Annotated in this window: 17 protein-coding genes; 6 read left to right on the top strand and 11 right to left on the bottom strand. The window is 70.9% G+C overall.

Features of this window, described 5'->3' with window-relative positions:
- Window positions 1–8: 8 nt before the first annotated feature.
- Together ACFFQA_RS36905 and ACFFQA_RS36900 are read right to left on the bottom strand one after the other, a co-directional pair.
- Window positions 9–1,589: a glycoside hydrolase family protein gene (locus ACFFQA_RS36905; protein WP_377862452.1), complete on the bottom strand. Its 1,581-nt coding sequence runs from the start codon at window positions 1,587–1,589 to the stop codon at window positions 9–11.
- A gap of 6 nt (window positions 1,590–1,595) precedes the next feature.
- Window positions 1,596–3,011: an L-fucose/L-arabinose isomerase family protein gene (locus tag ACFFQA_RS36900; protein WP_377862451.1), complete on the bottom strand. Its 1,416-nt coding sequence runs from the start codon at window positions 3,009–3,011 to the stop codon at window positions 1,596–1,598.
- A gap of 121 nt (window positions 3,012–3,132) precedes the next feature.
- Here ACFFQA_RS36900 and ACFFQA_RS36895 point away from each other — a divergent pair, with 121 nt between their 5' ends.
- Window positions 3,133–4,131, top strand: a complete 999-nt coding sequence (locus ACFFQA_RS36895; RefSeq protein ID WP_377862450.1) for a LacI family DNA-binding transcriptional regulator — start codon at window positions 3,133–3,135, stop codon at window positions 4,129–4,131.
- 33 nt (window positions 4,132–4,164) lie between these two features.
- On the opposite strand, the gene ACFFQA_RS36890 is transcribed toward ACFFQA_RS36895, so the two are convergent.
- The 6 genes from ACFFQA_RS36890 to ACFFQA_RS36865 form a co-directional block, all read right to left on the bottom strand.
- On the bottom strand, window positions 4,165–4,845 hold the full coding sequence (locus ACFFQA_RS36890; protein WP_377862449.1) for a YwaF family protein: 681 nt from the start codon (window positions 4,843–4,845) through the stop codon (window positions 4,165–4,167).
- 59 nt (window positions 4,846–4,904) lie between these two features.
- Complete coding sequence (locus tag ACFFQA_RS36885) at window positions 4,905–7,598, bottom strand: glycoside hydrolase family 172 protein (protein WP_377862448.1); 2,694 nt, start codon at window positions 7,596–7,598, stop codon at window positions 4,905–4,907.
- A 45-nt stretch (window positions 7,599–7,643) separates the two neighbouring features.
- Window positions 7,644–8,666 (bottom strand): substrate-binding domain-containing protein, encoded by a 1,023-nt coding sequence (locus tag ACFFQA_RS36880; protein WP_377862447.1) that lies wholly within the window; start codon window positions 8,664–8,666, stop codon window positions 7,644–7,646.
- A 32-nt stretch (window positions 8,667–8,698) separates the two neighbouring features.
- Window positions 8,699–9,712: an ABC transporter permease gene (locus ACFFQA_RS36875; RefSeq protein WP_377862446.1), complete on the bottom strand. Its 1,014-nt coding sequence runs from the start codon at window positions 9,710–9,712 to the stop codon at window positions 8,699–8,701.
- Complete coding sequence (locus tag ACFFQA_RS36870) at window positions 9,709–11,259, bottom strand: sugar ABC transporter ATP-binding protein (RefSeq protein ID WP_377862445.1); 1,551 nt, start codon at window positions 11,257–11,259, stop codon at window positions 9,709–9,711. Before ACFFQA_RS36870 ends, ACFFQA_RS36875 begins: the two co-directional genes overlap by 4 nt.
- Window positions 11,260–11,393: 134 nt before the next feature.
- Window positions 11,394–12,962: a hypothetical protein gene (locus ACFFQA_RS36865; protein ID WP_377862444.1), complete on the bottom strand. Its 1,569-nt coding sequence runs from the start codon at window positions 12,960–12,962 to the stop codon at window positions 11,394–11,396.
- A gap of 292 nt (window positions 12,963–13,254) precedes the next feature.
- Between ACFFQA_RS36865 and ACFFQA_RS36860 the strand changes: the two genes are divergently transcribed.
- Window positions 13,255–14,382: an aminotransferase class V-fold PLP-dependent enzyme gene (locus ACFFQA_RS36860; protein ID WP_377862443.1), complete on the top strand. Its 1,128-nt coding sequence runs from the start codon at window positions 13,255–13,257 to the stop codon at window positions 14,380–14,382.
- Between the two features lie 123 nt (window positions 14,383–14,505).
- On the opposite strand, the gene ACFFQA_RS36855 is transcribed toward ACFFQA_RS36860, so the two are convergent.
- Window positions 14,506–15,384, bottom strand: coding sequence for a ScbA/BarX family gamma-butyrolactone biosynthesis protein (locus ACFFQA_RS36855; RefSeq protein WP_377862442.1), 879 nt, complete (start codon window positions 15,382–15,384; stop codon window positions 14,506–14,508).
- 193 nt (window positions 15,385–15,577) lie between these two features.
- On the opposite strand from ACFFQA_RS36855, the gene ACFFQA_RS36850 reads away from it, so the two are divergent.
- The 3 genes from ACFFQA_RS36850 to ACFFQA_RS36840 all read left to right on the top strand — a co-directional run bounded on the left by ACFFQA_RS36850 (window position 15,578) and on the right by ACFFQA_RS36840 (window position 19,042).
- Window positions 15,578–16,237 (top strand): ScbR family autoregulator-binding transcription factor, encoded by a 660-nt coding sequence (locus ACFFQA_RS36850; protein WP_377862441.1) that lies wholly within the window; start codon window positions 15,578–15,580, stop codon window positions 16,235–16,237.
- Between the two features lie 303 nt (window positions 16,238–16,540).
- Window positions 16,541–17,620, top strand: coding sequence for a helix-turn-helix transcriptional regulator (locus ACFFQA_RS36845; protein ID WP_377862440.1), 1,080 nt, complete (start codon window positions 16,541–16,543; stop codon window positions 17,618–17,620).
- Between the two features lie 555 nt (window positions 17,621–18,175).
- A complete protein-coding gene (locus ACFFQA_RS36840) occupies window positions 18,176–19,042 on the top strand; it encodes an SDR family NAD(P)-dependent oxidoreductase (protein ID WP_377862439.1) in 867 nt (288 codons plus the stop codon).
- Window positions 19,043–19,212: 170 nt separating this feature from the next.
- Here ACFFQA_RS36840 and ACFFQA_RS36835 read toward each other — a convergent pair whose 3' ends face one another.
- Window positions 19,213–21,339, bottom strand: coding sequence for a transglycosylase domain-containing protein (locus tag ACFFQA_RS36835; RefSeq protein ID WP_377862438.1), 2,127 nt, complete (start codon window positions 21,337–21,339; stop codon window positions 19,213–19,215).
- Between the two features lie 229 nt (window positions 21,340–21,568).
- On the opposite strand from ACFFQA_RS36835, the gene ACFFQA_RS36830 reads away from it, so the two are divergent.
- Complete coding sequence (locus tag ACFFQA_RS36830; RefSeq protein ID WP_377862437.1) at window positions 21,569–23,251, top strand: bifunctional 3'-5' exonuclease/DNA polymerase; 1,683 nt, start codon at window positions 21,569–21,571, stop codon at window positions 23,249–23,251.
- Between the two features lie 6 nt (window positions 23,252–23,257).
- Here the strand turns inward: ACFFQA_RS36830 and ACFFQA_RS36825 are convergent, their stop codons facing one another.
- Entirely contained in the window at window positions 23,258–26,188 is a 2,931-nt protein-coding gene (locus ACFFQA_RS36825) for a helix-turn-helix transcriptional regulator (RefSeq protein WP_377862436.1), read from the bottom strand.
- Window positions 26,189–26,220 lie beyond the last annotated feature (32 nt).

The raw sequence follows: 26,220 nt of genomic DNA, 5'->3' as shown, positions 1-26,220 counted from the left end.
AAGTCTCCCTACGCCTGAGGTCCCGAGTTGATCCCCGCCGCGAGCCGCTCGGCCAGCTCGCGGTCCTGAGCCCGGGGGCTCACCCCGATCCGCCAGGTGCCACCGGGATAGCGGCCCGGCGAGAGCGAACCGCCGCCCGGTCTCCACACCGGCTGCCAGCAGATCGCGGCCTCCCCGTCGGAGTACCAGCGGTTGGCCTCCGCCCACGCCGACCCGCGCCGGTAGGCGGCGGCCAGGCTGACCGACAGCCCGGAGGCCAGGGACCACCGCGAGAAGCCGGGGGCGTCGCCGCGGCGCGGGTACTGCTGGTCATCGCCCAGTGTGCCGAGCCAGGTGTCCAGCGAGAACGCCAGCTCCCACAGGGGGTTGCGCATCGGGGCGCGCACGTTCCAGGTCAGTGAGCTGTCGAAGCAGTCCTGGTGGAAGTCCAGCCGCCAGTCCACAGTGGTCTGTTCGAGCCCGATCGGGATGCCCTCCAGCAGCAGCGAGGCGTCCCGCAGCACCACCTTCGGCGTGGCGCGCGCCTTCTCCGTCGCCCCGAACATCCCGACCCCGAGGTAGGGCCCCGAGCCGCGGTGGTTGTTGTCCAGCAGGTTGCGCCAGCTGCCGTCGCGCATCCGCACCGACAGCTCCTTCAGCTCCGTGGTCGGCGAGGTCCGCACGTCCAGGCGGTAGTCGGGCGCGGTGACGCGGACCCCTCGGCAGGTCGTCCGCCACTCCAGCGGAGCCAGGTACACGCCGCGCTGGCCCCAGCCCGCGTGGGTGACCCAGTACCGGCCCTCAGCGAAGATCACCTCGGCGGCGTGCGAGGGGATGTTGCCCACCCACGAGTCCACGCCGAAGTGGAACGGGTCCTTGCTGCGGAAGACGTCGGTGCCCACGTAGCCGCGGCGCGGGCCGATGAACAGGTACCAGTCGGTCCCCTTGCGCACCAGGAAGGGCGACTCGGTCATCACCCCGCCGAGCGGCTCGGTGTAGGCGAGCCCGCGCTCGCTCCAGCGCACCAGGTCGTCGCTGGTGCGGTAGGCCACGACGAAGTTGCCGCCGTCGGGGTGCACCGTCGCGGTGTAGTAGAGGACCCACCGCCCGTCGACCCTTGTCACGAAAGGGTCCCTGGCGTCGAAGCCGTCGCGGAACAGCGGCCCGCCGGGATGGCGGGTCCAGGTCCTCAGGTCGGGCGAGGTGGCCAGGTTGATCGCGTAGGAGCTGTGGTCGGCGTCGCCGCCGCAGTAGAACATGTAGTAGAGCCCGTCGTGCCGGACGACGTGCGGCGCCCACAGGTGCGCCTCCCCGTGGTAGCCGGGGTCGTTGTCCAGCGCGAAGGGCTGCTTCGCCCACGGACCGTGCAGGCTGGGCGCGGTCGCGTGGGCGAAGTGCTTCTCGTCCAACGGGTTCAGCGGTTCCGCGTGGGTGATCCCGAACATGTGCCAGGTGTTCTGCGGATCGCGGACGAAGGTGTGGTCGTTGAGGTACCAGTTGCGGTCCTCGCCGACGGACGGGTCGTAGAGGTGGCGCCAGTCGCCCGCGCTCACCTCGTCCCGAACCTCGGTGTAGGACTGGCAGGAAACTCCGTCCGGCAGCGCGGGCATCGCCGCTCACCCCCTGGTGAACTCGTCCAGCTCCACTCCGAGCAGCTCGCAGGCGGCCCTGACCTCGGCGCGGTGGTCGCCGGGGACCGCGTGGATGTGGTTGGCGCCGAAGCGCGAGAGGAAGTCGTCGGCCTTCGCGTCGAGCCGGGCGAAGGCGTGCGGCCACTCGAAGGTCGACTGGCGCATCAGCCGCGTGTTGGTCTCGTCGTCGTAGGTCTCGAAGTCCCCGAGCATCAGGTGCATCCGGTAGTCCCCGCCGCGCCGGGTGAGCCGGGCCAGTGTCATCTGCCCGGGGGCGGCGAGGTGGTGCACGGACGCGCCACCGGCGGGGAAGAAGAACACCTCGGGGTAGAAGTGCACCTTGGACAGGTTCTCCGCAGGGTCGTCACTGCGCGCGGCGTACCAGGTCGCGTGCTGGCCGGAGTTGCACAGGTCCCAGATGTCCCGGTCGGCGTGGTAGTGCCGGACGTCGGCGAAGAGCACCGGGGTGCCCGCGATGTGCTTGAGCAGCTGCATCGTCAGCGCGCCGTCCATGTCCGCCTCGGTGGCGCAGACGTGGGTCTGCTTGGGACCGTTCCAGTCGTAGGGGTCGTTGAGGAACGCCTCGACGATGTCCATCGTGGCGAAGTACTGGGTCATCTCGGGCTGGCCCTTGATGCCGGAGAAGTCGAGGTTCCACTCGTCGATCAGCTCGCGCATCGCCAGGTACGAGCGGATCTGCCGCTCCAGCAGCTCCGGCGTGAGCTTCTTGCCGTCGTAGTGCACCCCGGCGGCGTTGGTCTCCAACCATTCCCGCGCCCTGGTCACCTCGGCCTGGTCGGCGAGCTCGGAGCGGCGGACGATCTCCCACTGGTCGATCTCCTCGACGTCGACGCCGAAGACCCGCTGCCACTGGTCGGTGTTGGCCACGGCGGTGTTCATGCCCATGGGGCGCCCGCCGATCCGGCCGAACGTCGAACCGCGCAGCGCCGCGACGGCGGCGGCAGCGGTGGCCCGCACCCCGATCTTGTCGATCAGCGCGCGCTCGTCCGGGTCGCCCCACAACCTGGTGTGCACCCTGCCGATCTGGTCGAGCGCGCCGCCGCCCGCGAGCATGCCGACCATGCCGGGCTGCACCGGGTCGATGTTGGACAGCAGCAGCAGCGGTCCGGGTGTCGCCCCCGCGGCCAGCATGGTGAAGTGCGGGAAGGCCCAGACGGCGTAGTGGAAGACGGTGAGGTCCACCCCGGCGGCGGCGACCTGGCGGGCGACCGCGCTCGCGCCGGTGTTGGTGGCGACGATCTCCTTGCCGCGCACCACCTCGTGGCCCGCGGCGGTGAGCCGGTCGACCAGTTTGTCCTCGGTGGCGGCGATGAACTCGCGGATGCCTTCGTGGACGTAGTCACGACCGTCGGAGAAACTGATCACGCCGATCCGGGCCACGGTCCCCTCCAGGGTCACGATTGGCGACAACTGCCGACAGAACACGAGCAATCGTTTTCTCGGAAGCTATGCTCAGCGCTGACGGCTGTCAATAGGCCGATGGCGCACGAGGAGCCTTGCGATGACGACGATCAGCGATGTCGCGGCACGGGCGAACGTATCCACGGCGACGGCTTCCCGTGCCCTCAATGGGAAATCCTCGGTCGACCCGGTGCTGGCCGCCAGGGTGGTCGCGGCGGCGCGCGAGCTGGACTACCGCCCGAACGGGTTGGCGCGCAACCTCCGCAGGCGCGAGACGGCCGTGCTCGCGCTGATCATCTCCGACGTGGAGAACCCGTTCTTCACCGCGATCGCGCGCGGCGTCGAGGACGTGGCGCAGGCGGCGGGCTACTCGGTGGTGCTGTGCAACACCGACGAGGAGGCGGCCAAGGAGCGCCGCTACGTCGAGGTCGCCATCGAGGAGCAGATGGCCGGGGTGATCCTGTCCCCCACCGGTGTGGCCTCCGCGGTGGACCTGTTGCGGGACAGGCAAACCCCGATGGTCGCGGTGGACCGCCCGCTGCCGGGGGCGGCGACGGACACGGTCCTGGTGGACAGCCGCCAGGCGGCGCGCCAGGCCACGGTGCACCTGGCGGAGCAGGGTTACGAGCTGATCGGCTGCCTCACCGGCCCCTCCGGCGTGCGCACGGCGGACGACCGCCTCGCGGGCTACCGCGACGGCCTGCGCGCGACCAAGCGGCGCAGCGCGGCGCGGCTGGTCCGCCGCACGGAGTACCGCTCGGCGGGAGCGCACCAGGCGACACTGGACCTGTTGTCGCAGCCGTACCCCCCGGACGCCCTCCTGGTGGCCAACAGCGCGATGGCGGTCGGCGTGCTCCAGGCCCTCGCGGAGCTGGACCTGCGCCCGGGACGTGACGTCGGCGTGGTCGCCTTCGACGACGCGCCCTGGGCGGCGCTGCTGGACCCGCCGCTGACGGTGGTGGCCCAACCCGCCTACGAGATCGGCTCCCTTGCGGCGCAGCTCCTGCTGAACCGCCTCACCGGCTCGCACACCGACCCCACCACCACGACCCTCTCCGCCCAACTCGTCATCCGCCGCTCCTCCACCCGCCACCCCTGACCCCATACGGCCATTCGCGGGCTTATGGACGCCTCAGCGGCCCCTCTGAGGTCCATAAGCCCGCGAATGGCGGGAAAGGAAGGGGGTGGTGATGAGGGCCCAGAGGGTGGTGATGAGCGCGGCGGCGACCAGGAGGTAGAGGGGCCAGGGGCCGAACAGGTCGAGGACCGAGCCCACGGGCTTGGCGTTGAGGAAGCCGTAGTTGGCGTCCACCAGCCCGTTGAACATCATCATGATGACCGCCCAGGCCGCCGTGACGACCAGGGTCACCCGGTAGCCGTGCCAGTCCGGGCGGATGCCGACGCCCCACGTCAGGTAGATCGCCGCCCACATCGTGCAGAGGTGGATCCCCCAGAACATCAGGAACTGCCAGTCGGGGAAGTCCGGGCCGCGGTAGGCCGGGGTGAGCAGCGCCTGCGCCGTCAGCGTCAGGCCCCAGTAGTAGGTCAGCGCCGTCGCCGCCGGGCTGTGCGTCCACAGCGCGCAGACCGCGGCGATCAGCGCGAGGTCGCACAGCTGCAACGGGAGGGAGTACGCCACGTCCCACTGCGCGGGCAGCATGGTGTGGATCTGGAACGGCAGCTGCACCGCCACGACCAGCAGGGCGAAGACGCGGCTGGTCGTCTGTGTGGCGGGGAGGACGAGCAGCAGCACGGTCACCACCACGAACACCGTGGCGACGATGCCATGGGACAAGCCGTACGGCTGGAACACCCACGCCACCCTAGCCCAGTGCCCACGGCCTCACAGCGCCGCGGGCACTGGGTGAAGGGTCAGCGGCCCACCTGGCCTTCCTTCGTCGAGACCGGGTCACGCGGCCCGAGCACCTTGGGACCGAGGTCCGGGACCGTCCAGTCGAGCGCGGGCGGGTCGATCTTCGTCGGCACCGAGCGGCCGTTGTCGTACGGGTCCACCCACGAGCGGATGTGGTAGTCCGACGCCGACCACGGTGGCGCCCCCGGCACCGGCTCCAGGGTGATCGCCAGCGAGCGCTTCCCCGCCGTGTTCTTGGCCGGGACCAGGAAAGAGTCCTGCAACCACCGTTGATGGACGTTGCCGGAGGTCATGAACCAGTTCCCCACGTACTGGCCGTCCACCAGGACGCGGACCTGCTGGTAGGACTGGACCTGGTCGGCGGTGCGGACGATCTGCACGCCGGAGTTGTTCTGGTCGACGGCGACGGTGAAGCTGACCGGCCCGGTCGTGGCGGTCACCTTGCCGCGCGCGGTGGCGTAGTCGTCGTCGCCCTCGAAGACCGACGTGAGGTCGGCGACGCTCTCCCCGGTCGACCGGTAGTTGTGCTGGTCCCGGCTGGCGTTGTCGGTCGGGTTGACCCCGTCCGTGCTGCGCAACGCCCACCGGGGCTGGCCGTACCAGTAGGCCGTGGAGCTGTAGTCCGCGGCGATGTCGGCCAGCGGCCCGTGCTCGATGCCGAAGCGCAGCCCCGTGTGGAAGGTGACCGCGTCCGGCAGCATCAGCCGGTACGCGCCGGTGCAGTCGAAGCGGCAGCCGGCCTTGCCCTCCTCGTGGGCGGGGTACCCGGCGAGCGGCATCCCGTACGTCCCGGTGCGGAAGTACCACCCCGACTCGTAGAAGTCCTCCGTCCCGGTGCCGTACTGGACCGGGGTGAGCAACCCGTCGGCGTAGACCCGTTCGTCGCCCTCCAGGTAGAACCTGGGGATCTCGGCGTTGAGCGGGGTGCGGCCGCGCATGGAGTGGGTGACGCCGTAGAACACTCCCCTCCCGGGGGTGTCCACGAAGATCCAGTCCTTGGTGTGCTCGGTGGGCCCGCGCCGGTGGGTCGCGTTGAAGTAGCCGAGGGAACCGTTGGGGCGCAAGCGGTCCGTGACGGAACGGTCGGCCGCCCATGTCACATCGACCGTGGCGTCCGGGATCCGCACCCCGCTGCCGTTGACGATCTCCACGACGGCGCGCTCCGCGAAGGGCATCGGCCACCACGAGGTGTACCAGCCGTCCCTGGTCGCGTCCATCGAGAACATCAGCGACCGGACGTCGTACTCGCCGAGCCCGGACCCGAAGAACTCGCCGATCGGCGCGTCCACCGTGGTGCGCCCGTCGAAGGTGATCCGCAGCCGCGCCCCGTCGAGCACCGCGTCGGAGGCGGTGACCGCGTTCGGGTCGGTCGGGTAGACGGAGTACCGCCTGCCCTGCCACTTCTGCTGCTCGATGCGATAGCCGTGGGCGAGCTCCTCGTGGGGCCGCTCTGGGCCGATGTCCATCACGTCGGTGCGGATCCAGGTGCCGCCCACGAGACTGTGCACGTCGTACCGGAACTCGTTGTAGTCCACGGAGGACGAGACGAACTCGTTGCGGATGGTCAGCTTCGACTTGCCCGAGGTGAACTGCGGACCGATGTCGATCGACTGGTCGGCCCACTCCCCCGCAGGGGCCTTGGGCCCGTGGTACCAGTCGCCGACGTGGGCGCCGTCCACGAGCACCCGCGCGCGCTGCTCCTCGATGAACGGGTCCAGCCGCTTGGTCAGCCGGACGCCCTCGTTGCGCGGGTCGACCGCCACCTGGAAGGTGCTCGATCCCCCCGCGCCGAAGGCCCTTCCGTCGTCGCTGACCGACGGACCGGCCTGGACCTGGGGGAGCCGCAGCTTCAGCTGGGTGATCACACCGGGTCCGGTGAGCTCCGCTGCCCGCGTGGTCGCTCCCGGGTTGACCTCCACCGTGGACCGGTTGGTCGTGGCGCCGCGCCGCGCGGGCTTGGGGTCGGAGAGACCGAAGGAGCGCAGCTTGGCGATCACGTCGTTGGCCTGGTCGGCGCGGTTGAACGTGGTCACCCCGTCGGCGTCGGCGAAGCTGCGATAGGCCACGTGGTAGAAGAGCGGGTTGTTCTGCGTGGTGATCCGCATGGACTGCCGGTAGGGCATGGGGACCTTGATGACCGCGCCACCGGAGGTGTCCTCCCGGTTGCCCACCAACGGCCACACGAACGGCGCGCCGAGCTTGCCGTCCACCACGTCCTGCAGCGGGGCCTCCAGGACGGTGGTGCCGTCGAGCTCGATCCGGATCCAGCCGGTCTTGGTGACGATGCCGTCGTCACGGGTGAACCAGATGGACGAGATCTCCCCGGCACCCGCTCGTTCGGCGATGACGCAGTTGGGGCCGACCATGCGCAGACACGAGGAGAAACCGTCGAAGCCGTCGTTGTTGCCGCCGGTTCGGTCGTAGCTGGAGAACTGGCGCGTGTCGGTCGCCCCGCGCAGCGCGCCGATCGAGTCGAGCTGCCGGTAGGTCGCCCAGCCGAGCGGGCCCTTGCCCGACGGCAGCCCGGTGACGGCCGGTTCCTGGGCGTGGGAGGGCACGGGCTGCGCGGCGACGGCGCCGAGGGTCAGCGCCCCGACCGACGCCAGCGTCGTGAGCAGCCGGAGCGTCCGGTGCTGCGCTCTCCGGCGGTGCCGTGGCCTGGTGGGGTCGAGATGGTTGACGTGTCTGCGCATTATTGCCCCCTCACTGCCGTGTGTCCTTTGAGGACATTTCAGGGACTAACCGTTCGCCTCTCGGTACACCCGCTCGGCGTTCTCCTTGGTGATCAGCTGCGTTGGCAGGGTCTGCTTCTTCTCAACGTGCTTGCAGTCCACCAGGAGAGTCTTGGCGGCCGCGATGGCCTCCTTGCCGCCGGTGGGGTAGGTGAACGTGGCCGAGATCCGGCCCTGCTCAACGGCTTTCACCCCACCGGAGGGAATCGGCAGCGCGTCGATGCCGATGAACTTGATCTTGGATTCGCGGCCGGCCGCCTTGGCGGCCAGGTAGGCGCCCTCGGCCATCGGGTCGTTGTGCGAGTACACGACGTCGATCTCGGGGTTGGCCTTCAGGATCGCGTCCAGCTGCTGCTGGCCCTTCTCCCGCAGCCAGTCGCCGACACCGGTCGCGACGGTCCGCACCTTGGAGCCGAGCGTCTCGTGGAAGCCGTCGCTGCGCTCCTGGGCGGGTGTCGAGCCGGGAAGTCCCTTGAGCTCGACGAGGTTGCCCCCGTTGGGCAGCAGCTGCTCGGCCACGTACCGGCCGGCTTGGCGGCCGATGTCCTTGTTGTCGGCGCCGATGAAGCTGGTGTAGGCGTCGCCGTCGACCTTGCGGTCGAGCACCAGGACCGGGATGCCCTTGTCGTAGGCCTTCTTCACCACCGCGGTCAGCGGCGTGGCCTCGTTCGGGCTGATGATCAGCAGGTTGACCTGCTGGGTCAGGAAGTTCTCCACGTCGGAGACCTGCTTGGCGTTGTCCTGCGCCGCGTCGGCGAACTTCACCTCGAACTGCGGAACCTTGGCCGCGGCGGCGCGGATGTCGTCGTCCATCCGCTGCCGGTACGGCTCGGCGACGTTGGCCTGGCTCATCCCGATGACGTACTTGCCGCCGGGGCCGTCGCACTTCGCCGCGGTGGCCTTTCCCTGGCCCTTGCCGCTGTTCTCGCTCGTGGTGCCACAAGCGGTGACGGCGAGCAGCAGGCAGAGCGACGCCGCGGCTGTGCCGATGACTCGTCCCCGCGAGCGGGTCGCGTGCTTCCGGTTCATCTTCACGTCCTTGTTCCCTTCCCGTGGGCGGTTCAGGTGGTCGGCCGCAGCCGCTGCAACGCGGCGGCCGCCACGATCACCAGTCCCTTGATCAGGAGTTGCACGTTGGCGTCGATGTTGTTCAGCGCCAGGATGTTGTTCAGCACGCCCAGCAGCAGCGCACCGGTCACTGTGCCCACCACGGAGCCCCTGCCGCCGCTGAGGCTGGTGCCGCCGATCACCACAGCGGCGATCGCGTCCAGCTCGTAGCCCGCGCCGTCGTTGGGGCTGCCCTGGTTGAGCTGCCCGGCATGCACGATCCCGGCCAGCGCGGCCAGCAGACCCGAGATGCCGAACACGATGATCTTCACGCGGTTCACCGGGACACCGGAGAGCCGCGCGGCCTTCTCGTTGCCGCCCACCGCGTACAGGTGGCGGGAGAACGCGCTGGTGCGCAGGAAGAGCACGGCCAGCACCGCCAGCCCCGCGAAGATCAGCGCGGGAATCGGCACCACACCACCGAAAGTCCGCTCCCCCAGCAGGGAGAAGGTCAGCGGGGCCTCGTTCGGCCCGTCCCCGTATGCGATGGCGACGCCCTGCCCGTCGGACCAGATCCTGGCGAGGCCCCTGGCTATCTGGAGCCCGGCCAGCGTGACGATGAACGCCTGGATGCCGAACAGCGCGCTCGCCATTCCTTGCAGCAGACCGAAGACCAGGCCGATCGCCAGCACGGTCAGCACGGCGGGCAACACCCCGAGGTCGTCGTTGACCAGCAGCACCGCGGAGCCGACCGCGGAGAGCCCGACGACCGCGCCGACCGAGAGGTCGATGCCGCCGACCAGGATCACGAAGGTCATGCCGATCGCGATGATGCCGATCTCGGAGACCGCGCGCACCACGTTGAACAGGTTCTCGCTGCTGAGGAAGAGGATCTCGCCGTTGCGCCTCGGCGAGAACGCGATCGCGGCGACGAAGACCGCGATCAGCCCGAAGAAGCTCTGGAAGGAGAACAGCAGCTCCCTGACGTCCTTGCGGCCGCTCCGTTCGACGGTGTGCTCCGCGGTCATCGCGCACCCCCCACTGCCGTCTCGCCCATGGTGGCGGCCAGCAGCTCCGCCTCCCCGATCTCACTGGTGCGCAGCTCCCGCACGTTCCGCCCTCCCCTGAGCACGACCACCCGGTCGCAGACGCCGATCAGCTCGGCGAGCTCCGAGGACGCCAGCAGCACCCCGATGCCCTGTGCGGCGATCTCGCCGAGCAGCTGGTAGATCTCGGCCTTGGCGTTGATGTCCACGCCGCGCGTCGGCTCGTCGAGCAGCAGCAGCTTGGGCTCGGTCAGCAGCATCCGGCCGAAGACGACCTTCTGCTGGTTGCCACCGGAGAGCGTGCCGACCGGGTCCGACAGCGAGGAGAGCTTGACCCGCAAGCGATCCGCGCTCTCCTTGGCGCTGGCCAGCTCCGCGCGCCTGGACACGACCACGCCCGCGGTCCGCAACTTGTCCACAATGGACAGAACGGTGTTCGCGAGCACCGAGTGCTCCAGCACCAGGCCGCTGGCCCGCCGGTCCTCCGGCACGAACGCGATGCCCCCGGCCAGCGCGGCGCGCGGACCCCTCGGCCGCACGTCCACCCCCTCCAGCAGCACACGGCCGTCCCGGCGACCGGCGGACCCCGCCCCGTACAACGTCTCCAGCAGCTCGGTGCGGCCGGACCCGAGCAGACCGGCAAGCCCGACGATCTCGCCGCGCCGCACGGTCAGGCTGATCCCAGCGGGCTCCCTGCGGCCGGGACGCGGGCGGCGCGGGTGCACCACCAGGTCCTCCACCCGCAGCAGCTCCGCACCGACTTCCCCGTGCGAGGTGTGGAAAAGCGTTCGCACCGGCCGGCCGACCATCGCCTCCGCGGCCTGGTCGGCGGTCATCCGCCTGGCGTCGAACTCCTCGACGACACGGCCGTTGCGCAGCACCGTCGCGCGGTCGGCGACGCGGCCGATCTCGTCCATCCGGTGCGAGATGTAGACCACGCCCGCCCCGGAGCGGCGCAGCTCCTCGATCACCAGGAACAGCCGCTCCACCTCGGCGCTGGAGAGCGCGGAGGTGGGCTCGTCCATGATGAGCACCTTGGCGTCGAGCGACAGCGCGCGGGCGATGGTCACCAGCTGCTGCTCACCGACCCGCAGCTCACCGACGGGGCGTCTGGGGTCGAGGTCGATCCCGATGCGCCGCAACAGGTCCCGGGTCCAGCCGCGCATCCGCGCCGCGTCGACGGTGCCGATCCGGGTGCGCGGTTCGCGGCCGAGGTAGAGGTTCTCGGCGACGGAGAGCCCCGGCACCAGGTCGAGCTCCTGGTGGATCATGCCGATCCCGGCGCGCTGAGCGTCGACGGGGCCGCCGAAGCGCACCGCCGCGCCCTCGACGGCCACCTCGCCGGTGTGGTCGGTGATGTCCCCGGAGAGGATCTTCATCAGCGTGGACTTGCCGGCGCCGTTCTCACCGAGCAGCGCGTGCACCTCGCCGGCGCGGACGTCGAAATCCACGTCCTGACAGGCAACTACGCCGCCGTACCGCTTGCCGATGCCGGTCAGCCGGACCAGCGTCGGGGGGTCGTTGGCCATAACCTGCTCCACCCGTGAAGTAAACAGGCCGTTAACGGGAAAACGATTACTGCGGACGCTAGGACCGGCCCCGGTGTGTGTCAAGCGTCACTCGGTCACAGCGCGGGCGCGGCCCGCCTTTTCCACCGTTCGTCTCAGCCAGGCTGCTCCCGCATCACCAGCACGTCGCCGTGCCCGCCGTAGCCGAGGACCCCCTCGGCGTACTGCGTCCCGTCGAAGGTCACCAGCCACCAGCGCGTTCCTCCCGGCACGGGCACCTCCACCAGCTGCGGGTGCGGGATGTTGGTGCGGTACGGCGCGTCCAGCGCGCCGAGGTGCTTCATGTCCGCGAGGTCGTAGACCCGGTACTGGCGGGCGTCGCCGTCGCTGGCGAAGAGGTACCACCGCCCGCCGACCCGCTGGATGATCGTGCCCTCGGCCTGGTCCAATGTGGTGTCCGCGCCGCGCAGCACCAGGTCCTGGTGGTACGCGCCGCCGCGAGGGCCGACGGCGAGCGCGGGGTGGAACTCGAAGGTCGGCGACTGTCGCGGGCTCTCCACGAACGCCACGTGCCACCGCCCGTCGATCTTGGTGAGGGAGGGGTCCCACGCGCTGACCGCCGTCGGCAGCGGGAACCGTTCGGTGCGCAGCACGTGCACACCGGAGAGCACGTTCGCCGAGGTCTCCACGTGGCGCACGTGAACGCCGTTGAACGCGAAGTCGCCCCAAGTGCTCATCGCCACGATGTACCGGTTTCTGCGCTCGTCGTACACGACCTGACCGGCGTGGTCGCCGACGATCACCCCATCGCGTAGGAAAAACAGCTGCGACACCTGTTCCAACCGACTCGGGTTGGCGATGTCCATCGCCCACACGCCCCAGTGCGCCTGCTGGAAGAACCCGAGCCCGGCGCTGGTGAAGGTGAAGTAGATCTTGTTGTCGCGGATCAGCGGGCGGCCGTCGGCGGTCTGCACCAGGTGCCCGTCGCGCAGCCCCGCCTGACCGAAGTAGCCCGCCTGGACCCGGCCGAGCGCGCTGGACCCGGAACCGCCGAAGGCGTAGCGCAGCGAACCGAGCCGCTCCGGCCTCCGCAGGTCGACCAGGGCCGAGACCTTGTCCCGTTCGGTGACCAGCGGCACCCACCCGGTGCCGCTGTTCGTCGGGTCGGCCAGCACCGTGACCGCGTTCTCGTTGAGCACGAACGCCAGCCGGAACGGCGCGGACAGCGGACGGCTCGCGCTGTCCACCACGGTCCTGGTGCCGCCGACGGTGACCTCGATGGTCGCCCTGCCGTCCGCGCTGTACCGGACGAGCACCGAGTTTCCCTTGTCCGAGGCGATTCCCGCGACGACGCTCGCACCGGCGTCGAGCGAGGTGACCTCGACGAGCACCGAGCAGAACGGCGCGCGGGGACCCACCGGGGTGACCAGCAGGGTGTCCCCCGCCAGCCCCACGGTCCCGTCGTCACCGATCCGCGCGCCCCGCGCCCGGAGCCCGATGCGGTCCCGTCGCGTCGCGGTGTCGAACTGGCCGAAGCCGGGAGCGATCAACGCGAACGGCCGGAACTGGTCGGTGACCCGGAACGTCAGGTCGAGCGGCCCTTTCTCCCGCTCCGCGACCGGAGCCGCGGACGCGGGCAGCCCGCCGAGGAGCGCCAGCGCCCCGAGGCCACCCAGCCCCATGACCACACCGCGTCTGCCGAGCACGGGATTCTCCGGAGTCATGCGGCCTCCTCGGAGTCCCCCGGCGGCGTTGCCGGGGAATGAGGTCTGTTTCTCGCGGACGGACACATCGGTTGGAAATCATGCAACCGCGCGATCCTGGGCCCAGTCAACGCGTCCGATCGGGCATAACGGTCACGAACCACGGTCCGCCGAACAGCCGATACTCCACAGTGGACACAAGGCGTGAGGCCGCGGGATAGGCCGAGTGGATGCCGACGACCCCGAACAGACCACTGGGGACACTGACCGTCCCCGTGCTCCCGTTCGCGACACCCCGCGTGAGGATTACGCCGTGCCCCAACAGACCAACGCCAACACCGAAGAGACCGGAGCCGTCCGGGCCACCACCCCGCGGACCGGTGAGCACTATCTGGACCACGCTCGCTTCGGCCCACCGCCGCCGGAGGTGCGCGACGCGCTGCTGGACGCGGTCCGGCTCGCCGCGACCGGAGCGCCAGGGGTCGTCGACGAGCTGCACGACCGCGAGGGCAGGGCGGCCGAAGTCGCCGCCCGGCTGACCGGCTTCTCCAGGGAAGGCGTCACCCTGGTGCCCTCCACGAGCGCGGGGCTGTTCCACGTCGCGTTCGGGCTGGACGGGCCCGGCCGGGTGCTGGTGCCCCGCCACGACTTCCCCGCCAACGTCTACCCGTGGCTGCGCGCCCAGGAGCGCGGCGGCCTCACCGTGGACCTGCTCGACAACCCCGACGGCGACGCGTCCCCGGAGCGGGTGGCCGCGGCGCTGCGCCCCGACACGGTCGCGGTCACCGTCAGCGCCGTGGACTACCGCACCGGCCGCCGAGCCGACCTGCCCGGCCTGCGCGAGGCGGTCGGCGACCGGTTGCTCGTGGTCGACGCGATCCAGGGCTTCGGCGTGAGCGACCAGCCCTGGCACCTCGCCGACGTGGTGGTGGCGGGCGGCCAGAAGTGGCTGCGCTCCGGCTGGGGCGCCGCGGTGTTCGCCGCGTCACCGAAGGCGCTCGACCGGCTCACCGACGGGCTCACCGGGTGGTCCGGCGTCCAGGACCGCGCGGTCTTCGACGCCACGCAGCACCCGGCCGTGGACGACGCGGGCCGCGTGACCATGACGATGCTCAACCCGCTGGCGATCACCGGCCTGCTGGCCTCGCTGGAGCGGCTGGAGCGGGCGGGCCAGCGCGAGGTCGCCGAGGCGGTGACCGCCAACGCCGACCTGCTGGTCGACCGGCTGCGCGCGGCAGGAGCCGACCTGCTCACCCCGGACAGCCCCGGCGGGCGGGCGGGCATCGTCTCGGTCCGGCTCGACGGGCCCAGGTGGGAGTCGGTCACCGCGGAGCTGGCCCGGCGCGGCGTGGTCGCCACCGCGCGCCCCGGCTACCTCAGGTTCTCGGTGCACGCCGACACCGCCGCCGACACGATCGAGCTGGCGGCGACGGCTCTCTAGACCACCGGCGAGGAAAGGGCAACAGTCCAGTCCGGAAAATTGGCATCGAATCGCGATCCAATTCACCGGATGCGGCAAACATGAACCGCCCGCCGAATGATGAAGATCGACTCCACCGACGCATTAGCGGCGCGGACCGGGAACGTCCCGCGCGGCGCCCGGCGACATAAACCAGGCGACCCGTCCCGCCGCTTTCCCGTTCTGTTCGAGATCGAAGACCGGATCGCCGCCGCCGGGTCGCAGCGCGATGCTCGCGGGCGGGCTGAGCTCGACGTACCTGCTCAGCTCCGCGCGGCAGCCCAGCGGCACGATCCCGCGTTCCGTGTAGGCAAGTGCCTGGCGCATGGCCTCGAACACCAGCATCCCCGGAACGTGGTCGAGCGGATGATCGAAGAGCACCGGATGATCGCGGTCCACTCGGATTAACCACCGGGACGGCACGCCACCGGGACTGATCACCACGTCCTCCGCCCGGTACCGGCCAACCCGGCGCGGCTCGACAGAGGGGAGGTCATGATCTGGCACTTCACCTGGGGAAACGCTGCGGGCCCTGAGGTTGCGGTAGAGCTCGGGCGGCAGGCAGGTCATCTCGCCGAAGCCCGTGCCGAGCACGTCGCCGCCGCGGGCGATCCGGGTCAGGACACCCAGCCGGACGGCTCCAGTCGGGCGACGCCGATGCACCTGACAGGTGACGTCGATCGTCAGGTCGGCGGGCTCGCGCCCGAGGCGCAACAACCCCGGATCCACGTCGTAGCCGATTGCATGCATGACGAAGTGATGACCGAGCGGCACCTCGGCGCCCACGTGCGCGACGAGCAGCCCGACCTGTCGCACGGTCTCCAGCACCAGGAGGGGATCGTGCAGGTGAGGCAACACGGGACGGTAGAAACTATGGTCTCGTGGCCACTGGGCACCGATCATGTAGCGATCCCGGTCGACCCGGGCCCAGCAGGTCGGCAGGACCTCGCACACCGCGGCGCGGTGCACGAGCCTGCGGTCCACGGTGCTGTGGAATAGCGCACTTGGCGGGTCTGGTATCGATTGGAGAAGGTCACTACGGCAACCCAGCACGTTCTCAGCGAAAGACGTCATCGAATAGCACCTCAGTCCCTGGCGGGGGACGCGTCCGGGGTCGTTTAGCATACCGGCCGGTAGGTATGCGAGCTTTCCCCGATTAGCATGATGGAGAGCGCCAATGCGCAAAAAGGAACGGGCTGAGCTGACCCGTGCCAAGCTGATCAAAGCCGCGGCGACGACCTTCGACGACAAGGGCTTCCGGGGAACGAGCCTGCAGGACGTGTGCGAGGCCGCGGGCGTGACCAAGGGCGCGCTCTACTTCCACTTCCCGTCCAAGGACGCGCTCGCGCTGGCGGTCATCGAGGAGCACTACCGCGGCTGGCCGCCCTCGGTGGAGAGCCTGCTCGTCGGCAGCGACGGCCGCGCGCTCCAGGCACTGGTCGACCTGTCGTTCCAGTTCGGCAGCCAGCTCGTGGGCGACCCGGTCATCCGCGCCGCCGTGCGCCTGGTCTTCGAGTCCGAGTTCGACGAGCCCGAGCCGCGCCGCGCCTTCTCCGGCTGGATCAGCGCCGTCGACACGCTGCTGGAGCAGTCCCGCCAGCAGGGCGACGTCCGGGAGGGGCTCGACCTCGCCGCCACCGCCGAGCTGCTGGTCGGCGTGTTCACCGGGATCCAGCTCGTCGCGCAGTCGCTGACCGGCCGCAAGGACATGATCGACCGGATAAGACATCTCTGGGTGTGCTTCCTGCCGGGCATCCGCCCCGACGGCGCCGGGCACGACCTGCGGCTGGACCCGCCTTCTCTGGAGCGGCCGAGGATGGTCAGCCCCGCCGGCTGAGTCCCCGTTCGGGCAAGGCCGTGACCACGTCCGCGTCGCGGTGACGAACCGATCACTCACGCACGGTGATTGACACGGGAGAGGTCTTGGCGTTTGGATACCGGTTGGTCGGTATCTGATGCGCCGAGTGGCGCCGAGCCACTAGGCCGGTGGCCCGGTCGCGTGGGAGAGGTGGGCTATGTCGACGCGCAACACGACGTTGACGCTGGTGAGGCGTGCGGGTGGGGGCCCGTGCCGCGCGATGACGACGACGCTGTCGGTGCCGCTGCCGGCACAGGCGGGCCCGCGCGGAGGTGGGTCCCGATGAGCCGCCCGATGGACGCGATGGCGCGCAAGGACAACACCCCCGTGCTCGACGAGCCCGCGGTGTACCGCCTGCTCGTCCACCTGATCACCCACGGCCCGGTGGCCGTCTGCGTGCGCGACCCCGACGGCAGGTACCGCTGGGTCAACCAGGCCTACGCCGCGCTCTACGACCGGTCGGCGTCGGACATGATCGGCGCGCCGATGGACGAGTTCGGCCCGCGCGCCCTCGCAGGCGAGCAGCAGTGGCTGGACGCGGAGATGCTGACCAGGGCCTGCGAGACCACGATCATCCGGCCGCACCGGTTCGCGCTGCGGCTGAACAGCCGCAGGACCCGGCACGTCGCCGGCTACCTCGCGGCGGTCCGCTCCCGCAACGGGCGGGCCTTCGTCGCCGGGTTCTACCTCGACCTCACCGAGCAGATGCGCGCCAAGCGCGAGCTGTTCCAGATGCGCGAGCGGCACCGCGCGGTCGCCGAGCGCTCCACGATCCCGGTGCTGGTGTGCGACCCGGACGGCACGGTCAGCGACGCCAACCCGGCGCTGTGCGAGCTGCTCGGCCGCCAGTTGCACGACCTGCGCGGCGCGACCGCGGGCACGCTGCTGTTCAACCGGCACAACCCGCAGTGCGGCGCGTGGTGGGGCGACCTGCTCGGCGGCAAGATCCCCAGCCACCGCGCGCGGGTGCTGCTGGACCGCAAGACCGAGCCGCCGGTGGAGGTCCGCTTCACCGCCTCGGTCTCGCGCAGCCCGGACGGCCAGCCCGCCTCCGTGGTCTTCGCCGTGGAGGCCGTGCGGCAGATGCGCTGGGCCACGATGGCCGGGTCCACCCCGCTGCTGTCGGAGGTCCAGGCGCGGGTGCTGGAGCGGGTCGCGATCGGCGACTCCAACGCCGCGATCGGCCGGGCGCTGAACCTGTCCCGGCAGAGCATCGACTACCACCTGGCGGTGCTGCGCCGCCGGCTGCGGGCGCCCAGCAGGACCGCGCTGGTCTCGCACGCCTACGCCCTCGGACTGCTCGACGCGGAGGAGTGGCCACCGACCGTGCACGCGGCGGCCCGGCCCGCGGAGCCGCGCTGACCCCACCCCGACCACGAATGCCAGCACCCCCGGCCGGTCCGGCCGGGGGTGCTGGCATTCGTGTTTCTCGGGGCACGGCCGACCGAGGTAGCACGGACTAGGTCGAACGGCCGCAGTTTTCCCTCACTCCGGCGGCGGTTCTGGCGAGTGCCTTCACAGAGCACGATTAGGGGATGCCAGGCCGAGGAATGGGCGGCCAACCCGAGGCCACCCTCTCGCCTGGTACGCAATTCAATTTGGAGTTGTGGTCCGTGATTTCCCCGAATACATCGCCAGCCCGTCGTGTTCCTGCGACGACACCGCTCGCCACAGCGGTGCTTAGCTGCGCAAACATCCATCCCCCCGCCTCGGAGCGCATCGGAGCGGCGGGGGCGCGCGGATGACGACGAACGCCATGAGGCGTCCGAAAATGCTCACAGCTCCCGCAGGCGCATCCCCTTCCAGAAAGGCACATCCATATCTTTTTCATGTTTGGTGGGCGCCGCTTTCCCACCGCACAGTCGGGAAAACCATAAATAGCCATTGCGAGATGCAAGAGACAGTCGAGGAACCCCGGTGGACGATCGGCTCGGAGCATGCGAGTCCCGACCGGTGACCCGCATCACCGCCGCACTGGTCACCGGCGCGACGGACGGCATCGGCAGGGCGACCGCGCGCCGGCTGGCCGGACTGGTCGACACACTGCTGATCCACGGGCGTCGATCCGACGCGCTGGAGGCCCTCGCCAGGGAGTTGGCCCCGGCCAACCCCGGCACCTCGGTAATCCCGCTGCTGGCCGACTTCGCCGACCTCGCGCAGGTCGAGCGGCTGGCCGAGGCGGTGCTGGACCGGCTGGAGACGCTGGACCTGTTGATCAACAACGCCGCCATCCCCGGCGGTCACCCTGGCGCGAGCAGCCACGACGGTCATGAGCCGGCCTTCCAGGTGAACTACCTGGCACCGGTGCTGCTGACCGCGCGGCTGTTCGGCGCGTTGCGCGCGAGCGACTCCAGCAAGATCGTGAACCTGTCCTGCGCGCAACACCGCGCGGTCCGGTTCGCGTGGCCGAACATGTGGCCTTCGGTGGCACATCACCCGAAGATCGCCTACGCCAGGTCCAAGCTGGCGCTCGCGGTGCACACGTGCTCGCTGGCCACGGCGCTCGCCGACACCCGGACGGCTGCCGTCAGCGTGGACCCCGGCGCGATCGAGACGAAGCTGCTGCGGGCCACCTACGGCTTCTCCGGCGCGCCCCCGACGGCGGGCGCCGACCACGTGCTGCACGCCGCGACCACCCAGCAGGACGTCAACGGCGCGTACTTCGAGGGCAAGCGCCGCGTGCGCCCCGCCCAGGACGCGCTGCGCCGGGACGCCCAGCACCAGCTGGACGCGGTGACCATGCGGCTGCTGTCGCTGCGGCTGCCGTGGCTGAGCCGGAGCTGACCGGCATCCGCCCCAGGCGTTAACCCGTTCGACGCACGCGGCTGGGACGGGTGAGGCCGTAGAAAGGGTGGCGTCAAAGCCGCCACGGGCGCTGACACGAGAACTGGGCCGGCACCGGGCTTTCTGGGAGGAAAACCCTGGTGCCGGCCCAGTTCGAGTTCGGGTCGCCGTCAGTTCATGAAGCTCGGGGCCGCGGGCGGGAGCTCCTCCCGCTTCTTGTCCTTGTGGATCTTCTTCATCGCCTCGAACCAGGTCCGCGCCGGGACCTTGCCGCCGTAGATGTTGCCGCTGCGGCACAGGTACGGCTGGGCGCCGTCGCAGATCGGGCGCGGCGAGTCGCTGTCGCTGAAGGTCAGCACCGCGCCGGAGTACTGCGGGGTGGCGCCGAGGAAGCCCGCGGACTTGTGGTCCTGGGTGGTGCCGGTCTTGCCGAGCATCGGGCGGTCCCAGCCCGCCGCTCTCGCCGCGGCGGCCGAGGTGCCGTTGCCCTGGTCGTCCTTGCTCAGCGCCTGCGCCATGCTGGCGGCCAGGTCGGGGCTGATCACCTGCTCGCACCCGGCCTCGGTGAACGGCACCGGCTTGCCGGAGCGGTCGAGGATCTGCTCGATGGGGCTCGGCGGGCACCAGACCCCGCCGGAGGTCAGGGTCGCGCCGACGTTGGCCAGCTCCAGCGGGCTGACCGGGGTGACGCCGAGGGTGAACGAGCCCGAGTTGTCCTGCTTGATCAGCTGTTCCTGGGTCAGCTTGTACTGCCGGTTCTTGCTGTCCGGGTTGGGCTTGGTGCCCGCGTTGTTCACGCCCTGCATGCTGTTCCGCAGGCCGAGCTTGATCGACATGTCGACCACGTTGCCCAGCCCGGCCCGCTCCTCCAGCCAGATGAAGCCGGTGTTCGGCGACAGCGCCAGCGCCTGCTGCAGGGACATGGACTCGCCGTACTCACCGGCGTTCTTCACGGTGTAGCCGCGGCCGCCGTTCTTGTACACCGGCGAGGTGTAGGTCGGCGGGGTCGGGATGGAGGTGTTGATGCCCGCCTTGCCCTCCTCCATCGCCGCGGTGGCGGTGAACACCTTGAAGATCGAGCCCGCGCCGAACTTCGCCACGTCGCTGGGCAGCCGGTAGGAGGTCTGGCCGAGGTCCTGCTTGATGCCGTAGTCCCGGTTGGCCGCCAGTGCCACCACGCGGTGCTTGTCCTTGCCGGGCTGCACGACCGCGATCACGTTGGCGATGCCGTCGGTGGTCTTGGAGACCTCGCCCTCCGCCGCGCTCTTGGCGGCCTCGGTCGCGACCGGGTCGAGCGTGGTCTTGATCGTGTAGCCGCCGCGCTTGATCTGTTCGAGCGACATACCCGCCTTCTGCAGGTAGTCCACGACGTAGGCGCAGAAGAAGCCGTTGACGTTGCCGCCGCCGGTGCCGACGCAGCCGTTGGACAGCGTGCGCAGCGGGTTCTGGGTGCCCAGCTCGGTGGCCTTGAGGTTGTCGACCTCCTGCTTGAGCTTGGCCGGGTCGGAGATCGGGAAGGCCTTGTTCTCGGCCATCTTGTCGATCACCCAGTTGCGCCGCTTGACCGCGCCCTCGGGGTTGTTCACCGGGTTGAGCCGGCTCGGCTGGTTGGCGAGACCAGCGAGGAAGGCGGCCTGCGGGATGGTCAGGTCCTTCGGCGAGGTGTTGAAGTAGGTGCGGGCCGCGCTGGCGACGCCGTAGATCTGGCCGCCGAAGGGCACGATGTTGAGGTAGCGGGTGAGGATCTCGTCCTTGTCCTTGACCTCGCGCTCCAGCTGCAGCGCGATGCGGGCCTCGCGGAGCTTGCGCGCGATGCTGCGCTCCGTGGCCTTGCCGCGCTCGTCGTCGGTCCTGGCCACGACGTAGGCGAGGTAGTTCTTGACGTACTGCTGGGTCAGCGAGGAGCCACCCCCGCCGTCGCCCTCCTGCACCACGTTGTCCACGGCCGCGCGGAAGATGCCCTGCCAGTCCACGCCGTTGTGGTCGTAGAACCGGCGGTCCTCGACGGCGACGATCGCGGCCTTCATGTTCGGCGAGATGTCCTCGCTGCGCACGATCGTGCGGTCCTGCTCGAACAGCGACGCGATGACCTTGCCGTTCTTGTCGAGCACCGAGGTCACCTGCGGCGGGTCGACGCTGACCAGGTCGGAGGAGATCTGGTCAACGGATTCGCTGGCGCGGTTGGACATCAGGCCGACTCCCCCGACTACGGGGAACAACACCGCCGCGACCAGGACCCCGGCCACGACGCACAACCCGAGCAACTTCGCCAGTCCCGTCACACGGGCGGCAACCACTTCTCGACAACCCCTTCCAACGACTGCTGGCCGAACAAGGACCACGGGCTTCGCGTCCTCGCGAAGGGCGCGCCCGGTGACGGGCGGCGCGGATCGACTCTCCCCCTGTGTATAGGTCGTTGCAGGTGGCCCGAAGGTTGCTTCGGAAGGTCGACCAAGTTCCGATGTCACCACACTAGGTCACGACACCGACAACCGACTGTCGGTGGGGCGGCGCACAATCCGGGACGTGCGGGTGGCGCTGGTGGTGGCTTCGGACGGTGGCGGGCTGTTGTGCCCGCTCACCGAGGACGGCGAGGCGGCGGGGGCGGTGGAGCGGGTCCCCGACGCGGTGGCGGCCGTGCGTGAGCGCGAACACACCGAGCGGCCGCGCTGGGTGTGGGCGAGCACGGCCGAGACCTACCAGAAGCTGCTGGCCGGGGGCGTGCGGGTGGACCGCTGCCACGACGTGGAGCTGACCGAGGCGCTGCTGCTCGGCCACGCGGGCCGCTGGGGCGAGCCGAGGGGGCTGGCCGCGGCGCTGGCGCGGCTGCGCGGCTGGCCGGTGCCGAAGGACCCGCCGCCGAGGACCAAGCAGCTCCAGCCGATGCTCTTCGACACCGGGGAGGCGGCGCTGCCGGGTGGGGTGGACCCGATGGCCGCGCTGGTGGAGGTGCACGCCGACCAGCAGCGGCGGATCGCCGGGGTGGCGCTGCCCGGCCGTTTCCGGCTGCTGGTGGCGGCGGAGTCGGCCGGCGCGCTGGTCGCGACCGAGATGGGCGGGACCGGGCTGCCGTGGCGGGCCGACGTGCACGACGCGCTGCTGGTGGAGATGCTCGGCCCGCGCTCGGCGGTGGGCGCTCCCCCGCGCAGGCTGGGCGAGCTGGCCGAGCGGATCAGCCAGGCATTCGGCGACCACCGGCTGCACCCGGACTCTCCCGCGGAGGTGCTGCGCGCCTTCGCCAAGGCGGGCTTCAAGCTCAGCTCGACCCGCTCCTGGGTGCTGCGCGAGGTAGACCACCCGGCGGTGCCGTTGCTGCTGGAGTACAAGGAGCTCTACCGGATCCACGTGGCGCACGGCTGGTCCTGGCTGGCGTCCTGGGTGCACGGCGGCCGCTTCCGCCCCGAGTACGTCCCGGGCGGTGTGGTGTCCGGGCGGTGGGCGACGCGCGGGGGCGGGGCGCTGCAGATCCCCCGCAAGGTCCGCGGCGCGGTGATCGCCGACGCGGGCTGGAAGCTCGTCGTCGCCGACGCCAGCCAGCTGGAACCGAGGGTGCTGGCGGCGATGGCGGGCGACCACCGGCTCGCCGCGGCGGCCGGTGACGGCGACCTGTACGCGGCACTGGCCGCCGACGCGTTCGAGGGCGACCGGGCCAGGGCGAAGCTGGGCATGCTGGGCGCGCTCTACGGGCAGACCTCGGGTGGCATCGGCCCGCTGCTGGCGACGCTGCGGCAGCGGTTCCCCGCCGCGATGGGCTACGTCGAGCACGCGGCACAGCTCGGCGAGAGCGGCGCGCTGGTGCGCTCCCACCTCGGCCGCACCTGTCCCCCGGCGTCGGTGTCGGTCGCGCTTGAGGGCTCCGAACCCGCGTTCGCGGTCGCCGAGGGCGCGGCGGAGGAACGCAAGGCCCTGACGGCGGCGCGGGCCCGTGGTCGCTTCACCCGCAACTTCGTGGTGCAGGCGACGGCGGCGGAGTGGGCACTGGCGATGCTGGCCAGCCTCCGTGCGACGCTGCACGACATGGGTCGGGCGGACCTGGTGTTCTTCCAGCACGACGAGGTGATCGTGCACTGCGCCGCCGAGAACGCGGAGAAGGTCGTGGTCGCGGTGCACGACGCCGCCGTCACCGCGACCCGCCTGCTCTTCGGCGACACCCCCGTCCGCTTCCCGCTGGAGGCCAAGGTCGTCGACTGCTACGCCGACGCCAAGTAGCGCCGGTCAGGTCAGGAGCTGGCGTTCGTAGGCCGCCGCGACCGCCTCGGTGCGGCTGCCCGCCCGCAGCTTGGACATGATGCGGGTGAGGTGGACGCTCACCGTCTTCTCGCTGATGTAGAGCTTCTCGCCGACCTGGCGGTTGGTGTTGCCCTTGGCCACCAGGGTCAGCACCGCGCGTTCGCGGGGGGTGAGCGGGTTGAGCGTCGGGCGTTCCGGGGTGGTCGCGCCGTCCAGGGTCAGCCTGCCGCGCTTGGCGAACTGGCGCAGCGCGTCGCGGAACGGGACCGCGCCGAGGCGGTCGGCCACCGCGTGCGCCAGGCACAGCTCGACCCCCGCCGCGTCGCGGTCGCCCGCGAGCAGCAGCGCCTCCGCCAGCCGCCAGCGGGCGATCGCCTCCTGGTAGACGTGGCCGTAGCCGAAGGCCTGCACCACCTCGCGCCACGCGTCGGGGTCGTTCTCGCCGCGCAGCCGCAGCGCCTCCGCCTCGGTCCTGGCCACCCACGCGCGGCCTTCCGGGCCGAGCTCGCCGCTGCGCGGCCTGCCGAAGCGGACCGTGTCGCGGACGAACTCCAGCATCTCCATGCCGTTGGCCACCGCGTCCTGTTCGGCGGCGGTGTTCTTGTTCCGCCGCGCCTGCCTGGCGAGCTCGGTGTGCGCGACGACGCCGAGCGAGCCGAGCCAGATCCCGCGCGCGCCCCACTCGTCGTACTCGCGGTGCACCCGCAGCGCGCTGGCGATGCGGCCCGCGGCTTCGGCCGGGCGGCCGCGCCAGAGCTCCATCTCCGCGACGCACGGGTCGGTCAGCACCGTGGTGAGCGGGTCCCGCCGCCACTGCTCGCCGAACTGGCGCAGCATCGCGCGCACCTCGGCGTAGTGGCCCCGGCCGACCTGGACGTGCAGGCCCGCCGCCGCGACCTCGGCCGCCGCCAGGTCGGGGACCGCGCGGCCGGGCAGCTCGGCGGCCGCCTCCGCGCCGTCCCAGTCGCCGAGCATGTAGCGGGCGACCACCTGGAGCAGGCGCGTCTCCAGGCCGTAGGCGCTCCAGGTCAGGCCGACCTGCTCGGCACGGGCGACGGACTTGTCGATCAACGCCAGCGCCGAGGACAGCTCGCCCTGGTCGTAGAGGTTGACGCAGAGGTTGTACCAGGCGCGCAGCTCCACCGAGAGCGCGCCGACCTCCAGCGCGCGGTCCCGGGCGATCAGCTGCCGCTCCCTGGCCTTCTTGGGCCGGGCCGCGTACTCGTCGAAGATCGCCAGCGAGATCTGCGCGTCCGCCTCCGCCCCGGACGCGCCCGCGGCCTTGGCGACCCGCAGCGCCTCCTCGGCGTAGCCCATCGCGATCTCGTCCGGCATGTCCAGATGGGTCGCGATGCGGCAGCGCACCGCCAGCACCCACGCCTTGACCGGGGTGTCCGGCTCGCTCTCGACCAGCTCCCAAGCGCGCTCGATCAGCTCGGCCGCCTTGGTCAGCTTGTGGTCGGCGGAGAACAGCAGGTACTGGGCGTATATCCGGAGCGAGTCCGCGGTGACCGAGCGGTCGCCCTGTTCCTCGCTGAGCCGGGCGAGCGCGCGGGCGAAGGCGATGGCGCGGTCCGCCTCGCCCGCCTGGTAGGCCATGTAGGCGGCCTTCCTGGTCAGGCTCAGCTCGTCGACGCCGGCGACCTCCGTCGGGTCGGGCACCGCCTGCCACAGCTTCAGCGCCTGCTCGTAGTGGTAGAGCGCCTCGGCGAAGGCGCCGGAGTCCTTGGCCTCCTTGGCCGCGAGCACCGAGGCCGACAGGGCGCCGGGCAGGTCGTGGCTCTCCAGGCTGTGGTGGGCCAGCGCGGCGGCTGACCCCCGCGCGCCCAGCGTGGTGGCGGCGTGCTTGGCGTAGGCGCCGTGCACGCGCACCCGCTCACCGGGCAGCAGGTCGCCGTAGACCGCTTCGCGCAGCAGGGCGTGCCGGAAGACGTAGCGCTCCTCGCCCTCGCTGAAGACCAGCACGTGGTGGGCGACGGCCTCGCGCAGCGCCGCCTCCAGGTCGGCCTCGGCCAGGTCGGAGACCTCCTGCAGCCGGGAGTGCCGGACCCACCGGCCGGCGACCGACGCGGTCCGGACCACCTTCTGCGCGTGCGGGCTGAGCGCCTCCACCCTCGACAGCAGCACGTCGGCCAGGCCGGTCGGCATGCCGTTGCACCGGTCGGCCCACGCGGCGACCAGCTCCTCGGCGAAGAAGGCGTTGCCCTCGGACTTCGCCGCGATCTCGGCGATGGTCTCCTCGGGCAGGTCCCGTTCGGCGAGCTGCGCGACGAAGGAGCGGGCCTCCTTGGCGTCGAAGGGGGCCAGGTCGAGGCGTTCCACCGCGGGCAGTCGGACCAGCTCGGCGAGCAGCGGGCGCAGCGGGTGCCTGCGGTGCAGGTCGTCGGTGCGGTAGGTGGCCACGACCAGCACGCGCTGCGAGCGCAGCCGGGAGAGCAGGAAGGAGGTGAGGTAGCGGGTGGAGCTGTCCGCCCAGTGCAGGTCCTCCAGCACCAGCACGACGCACCGCTCGGTGGCCAGCTCGGTGATCAGGCCGTGCATGGCGTCGAAGAGCTGGAGCTGCCCCAGGTCGGGGTCGAGCCTGCGGTCGGCGCCGGAGACGTGGCGCGGCGCCTCGACCAGGTCGGGCGCCAGCTTGCCGAGCGCGGGGCGGGCCTTGACCAGGTGCACGTCGTCCTCGCCGAGCTGACCGAGCAGCTCGGCGTACGGGAGGTAGGGCAGGCCGGTCTCGCCCGCGTCCAGGCAGCGGCCGATCAGCACCCGGGCGCCCTCGGCGTTGGCGATGTCGGAGAGCTCGGCGACCATCCTGGACTTGCCGACGCCCGCGTCGCCTGCGAGCAGGACGGCGGCGGCCGTCCCCCGTTGTGCGTGCTGGAGGGCGGAGCGCAGTCGCCGTAGTTGCGAACTGCGCCCCACCAGCGGAATCCCGGACCCTAGGCGTGACACAT

This window comes from Allokutzneria oryzae, assembly GCF_042429765.1.
In the GTDB taxonomy this organism is placed as follows: domain Bacteria; phylum Actinomycetota; class Actinomycetes; order Mycobacteriales; family Pseudonocardiaceae; genus Allokutzneria; species Allokutzneria oryzae.
This window is presented reverse-complemented; position numbering and strand designations above follow the sequence as displayed.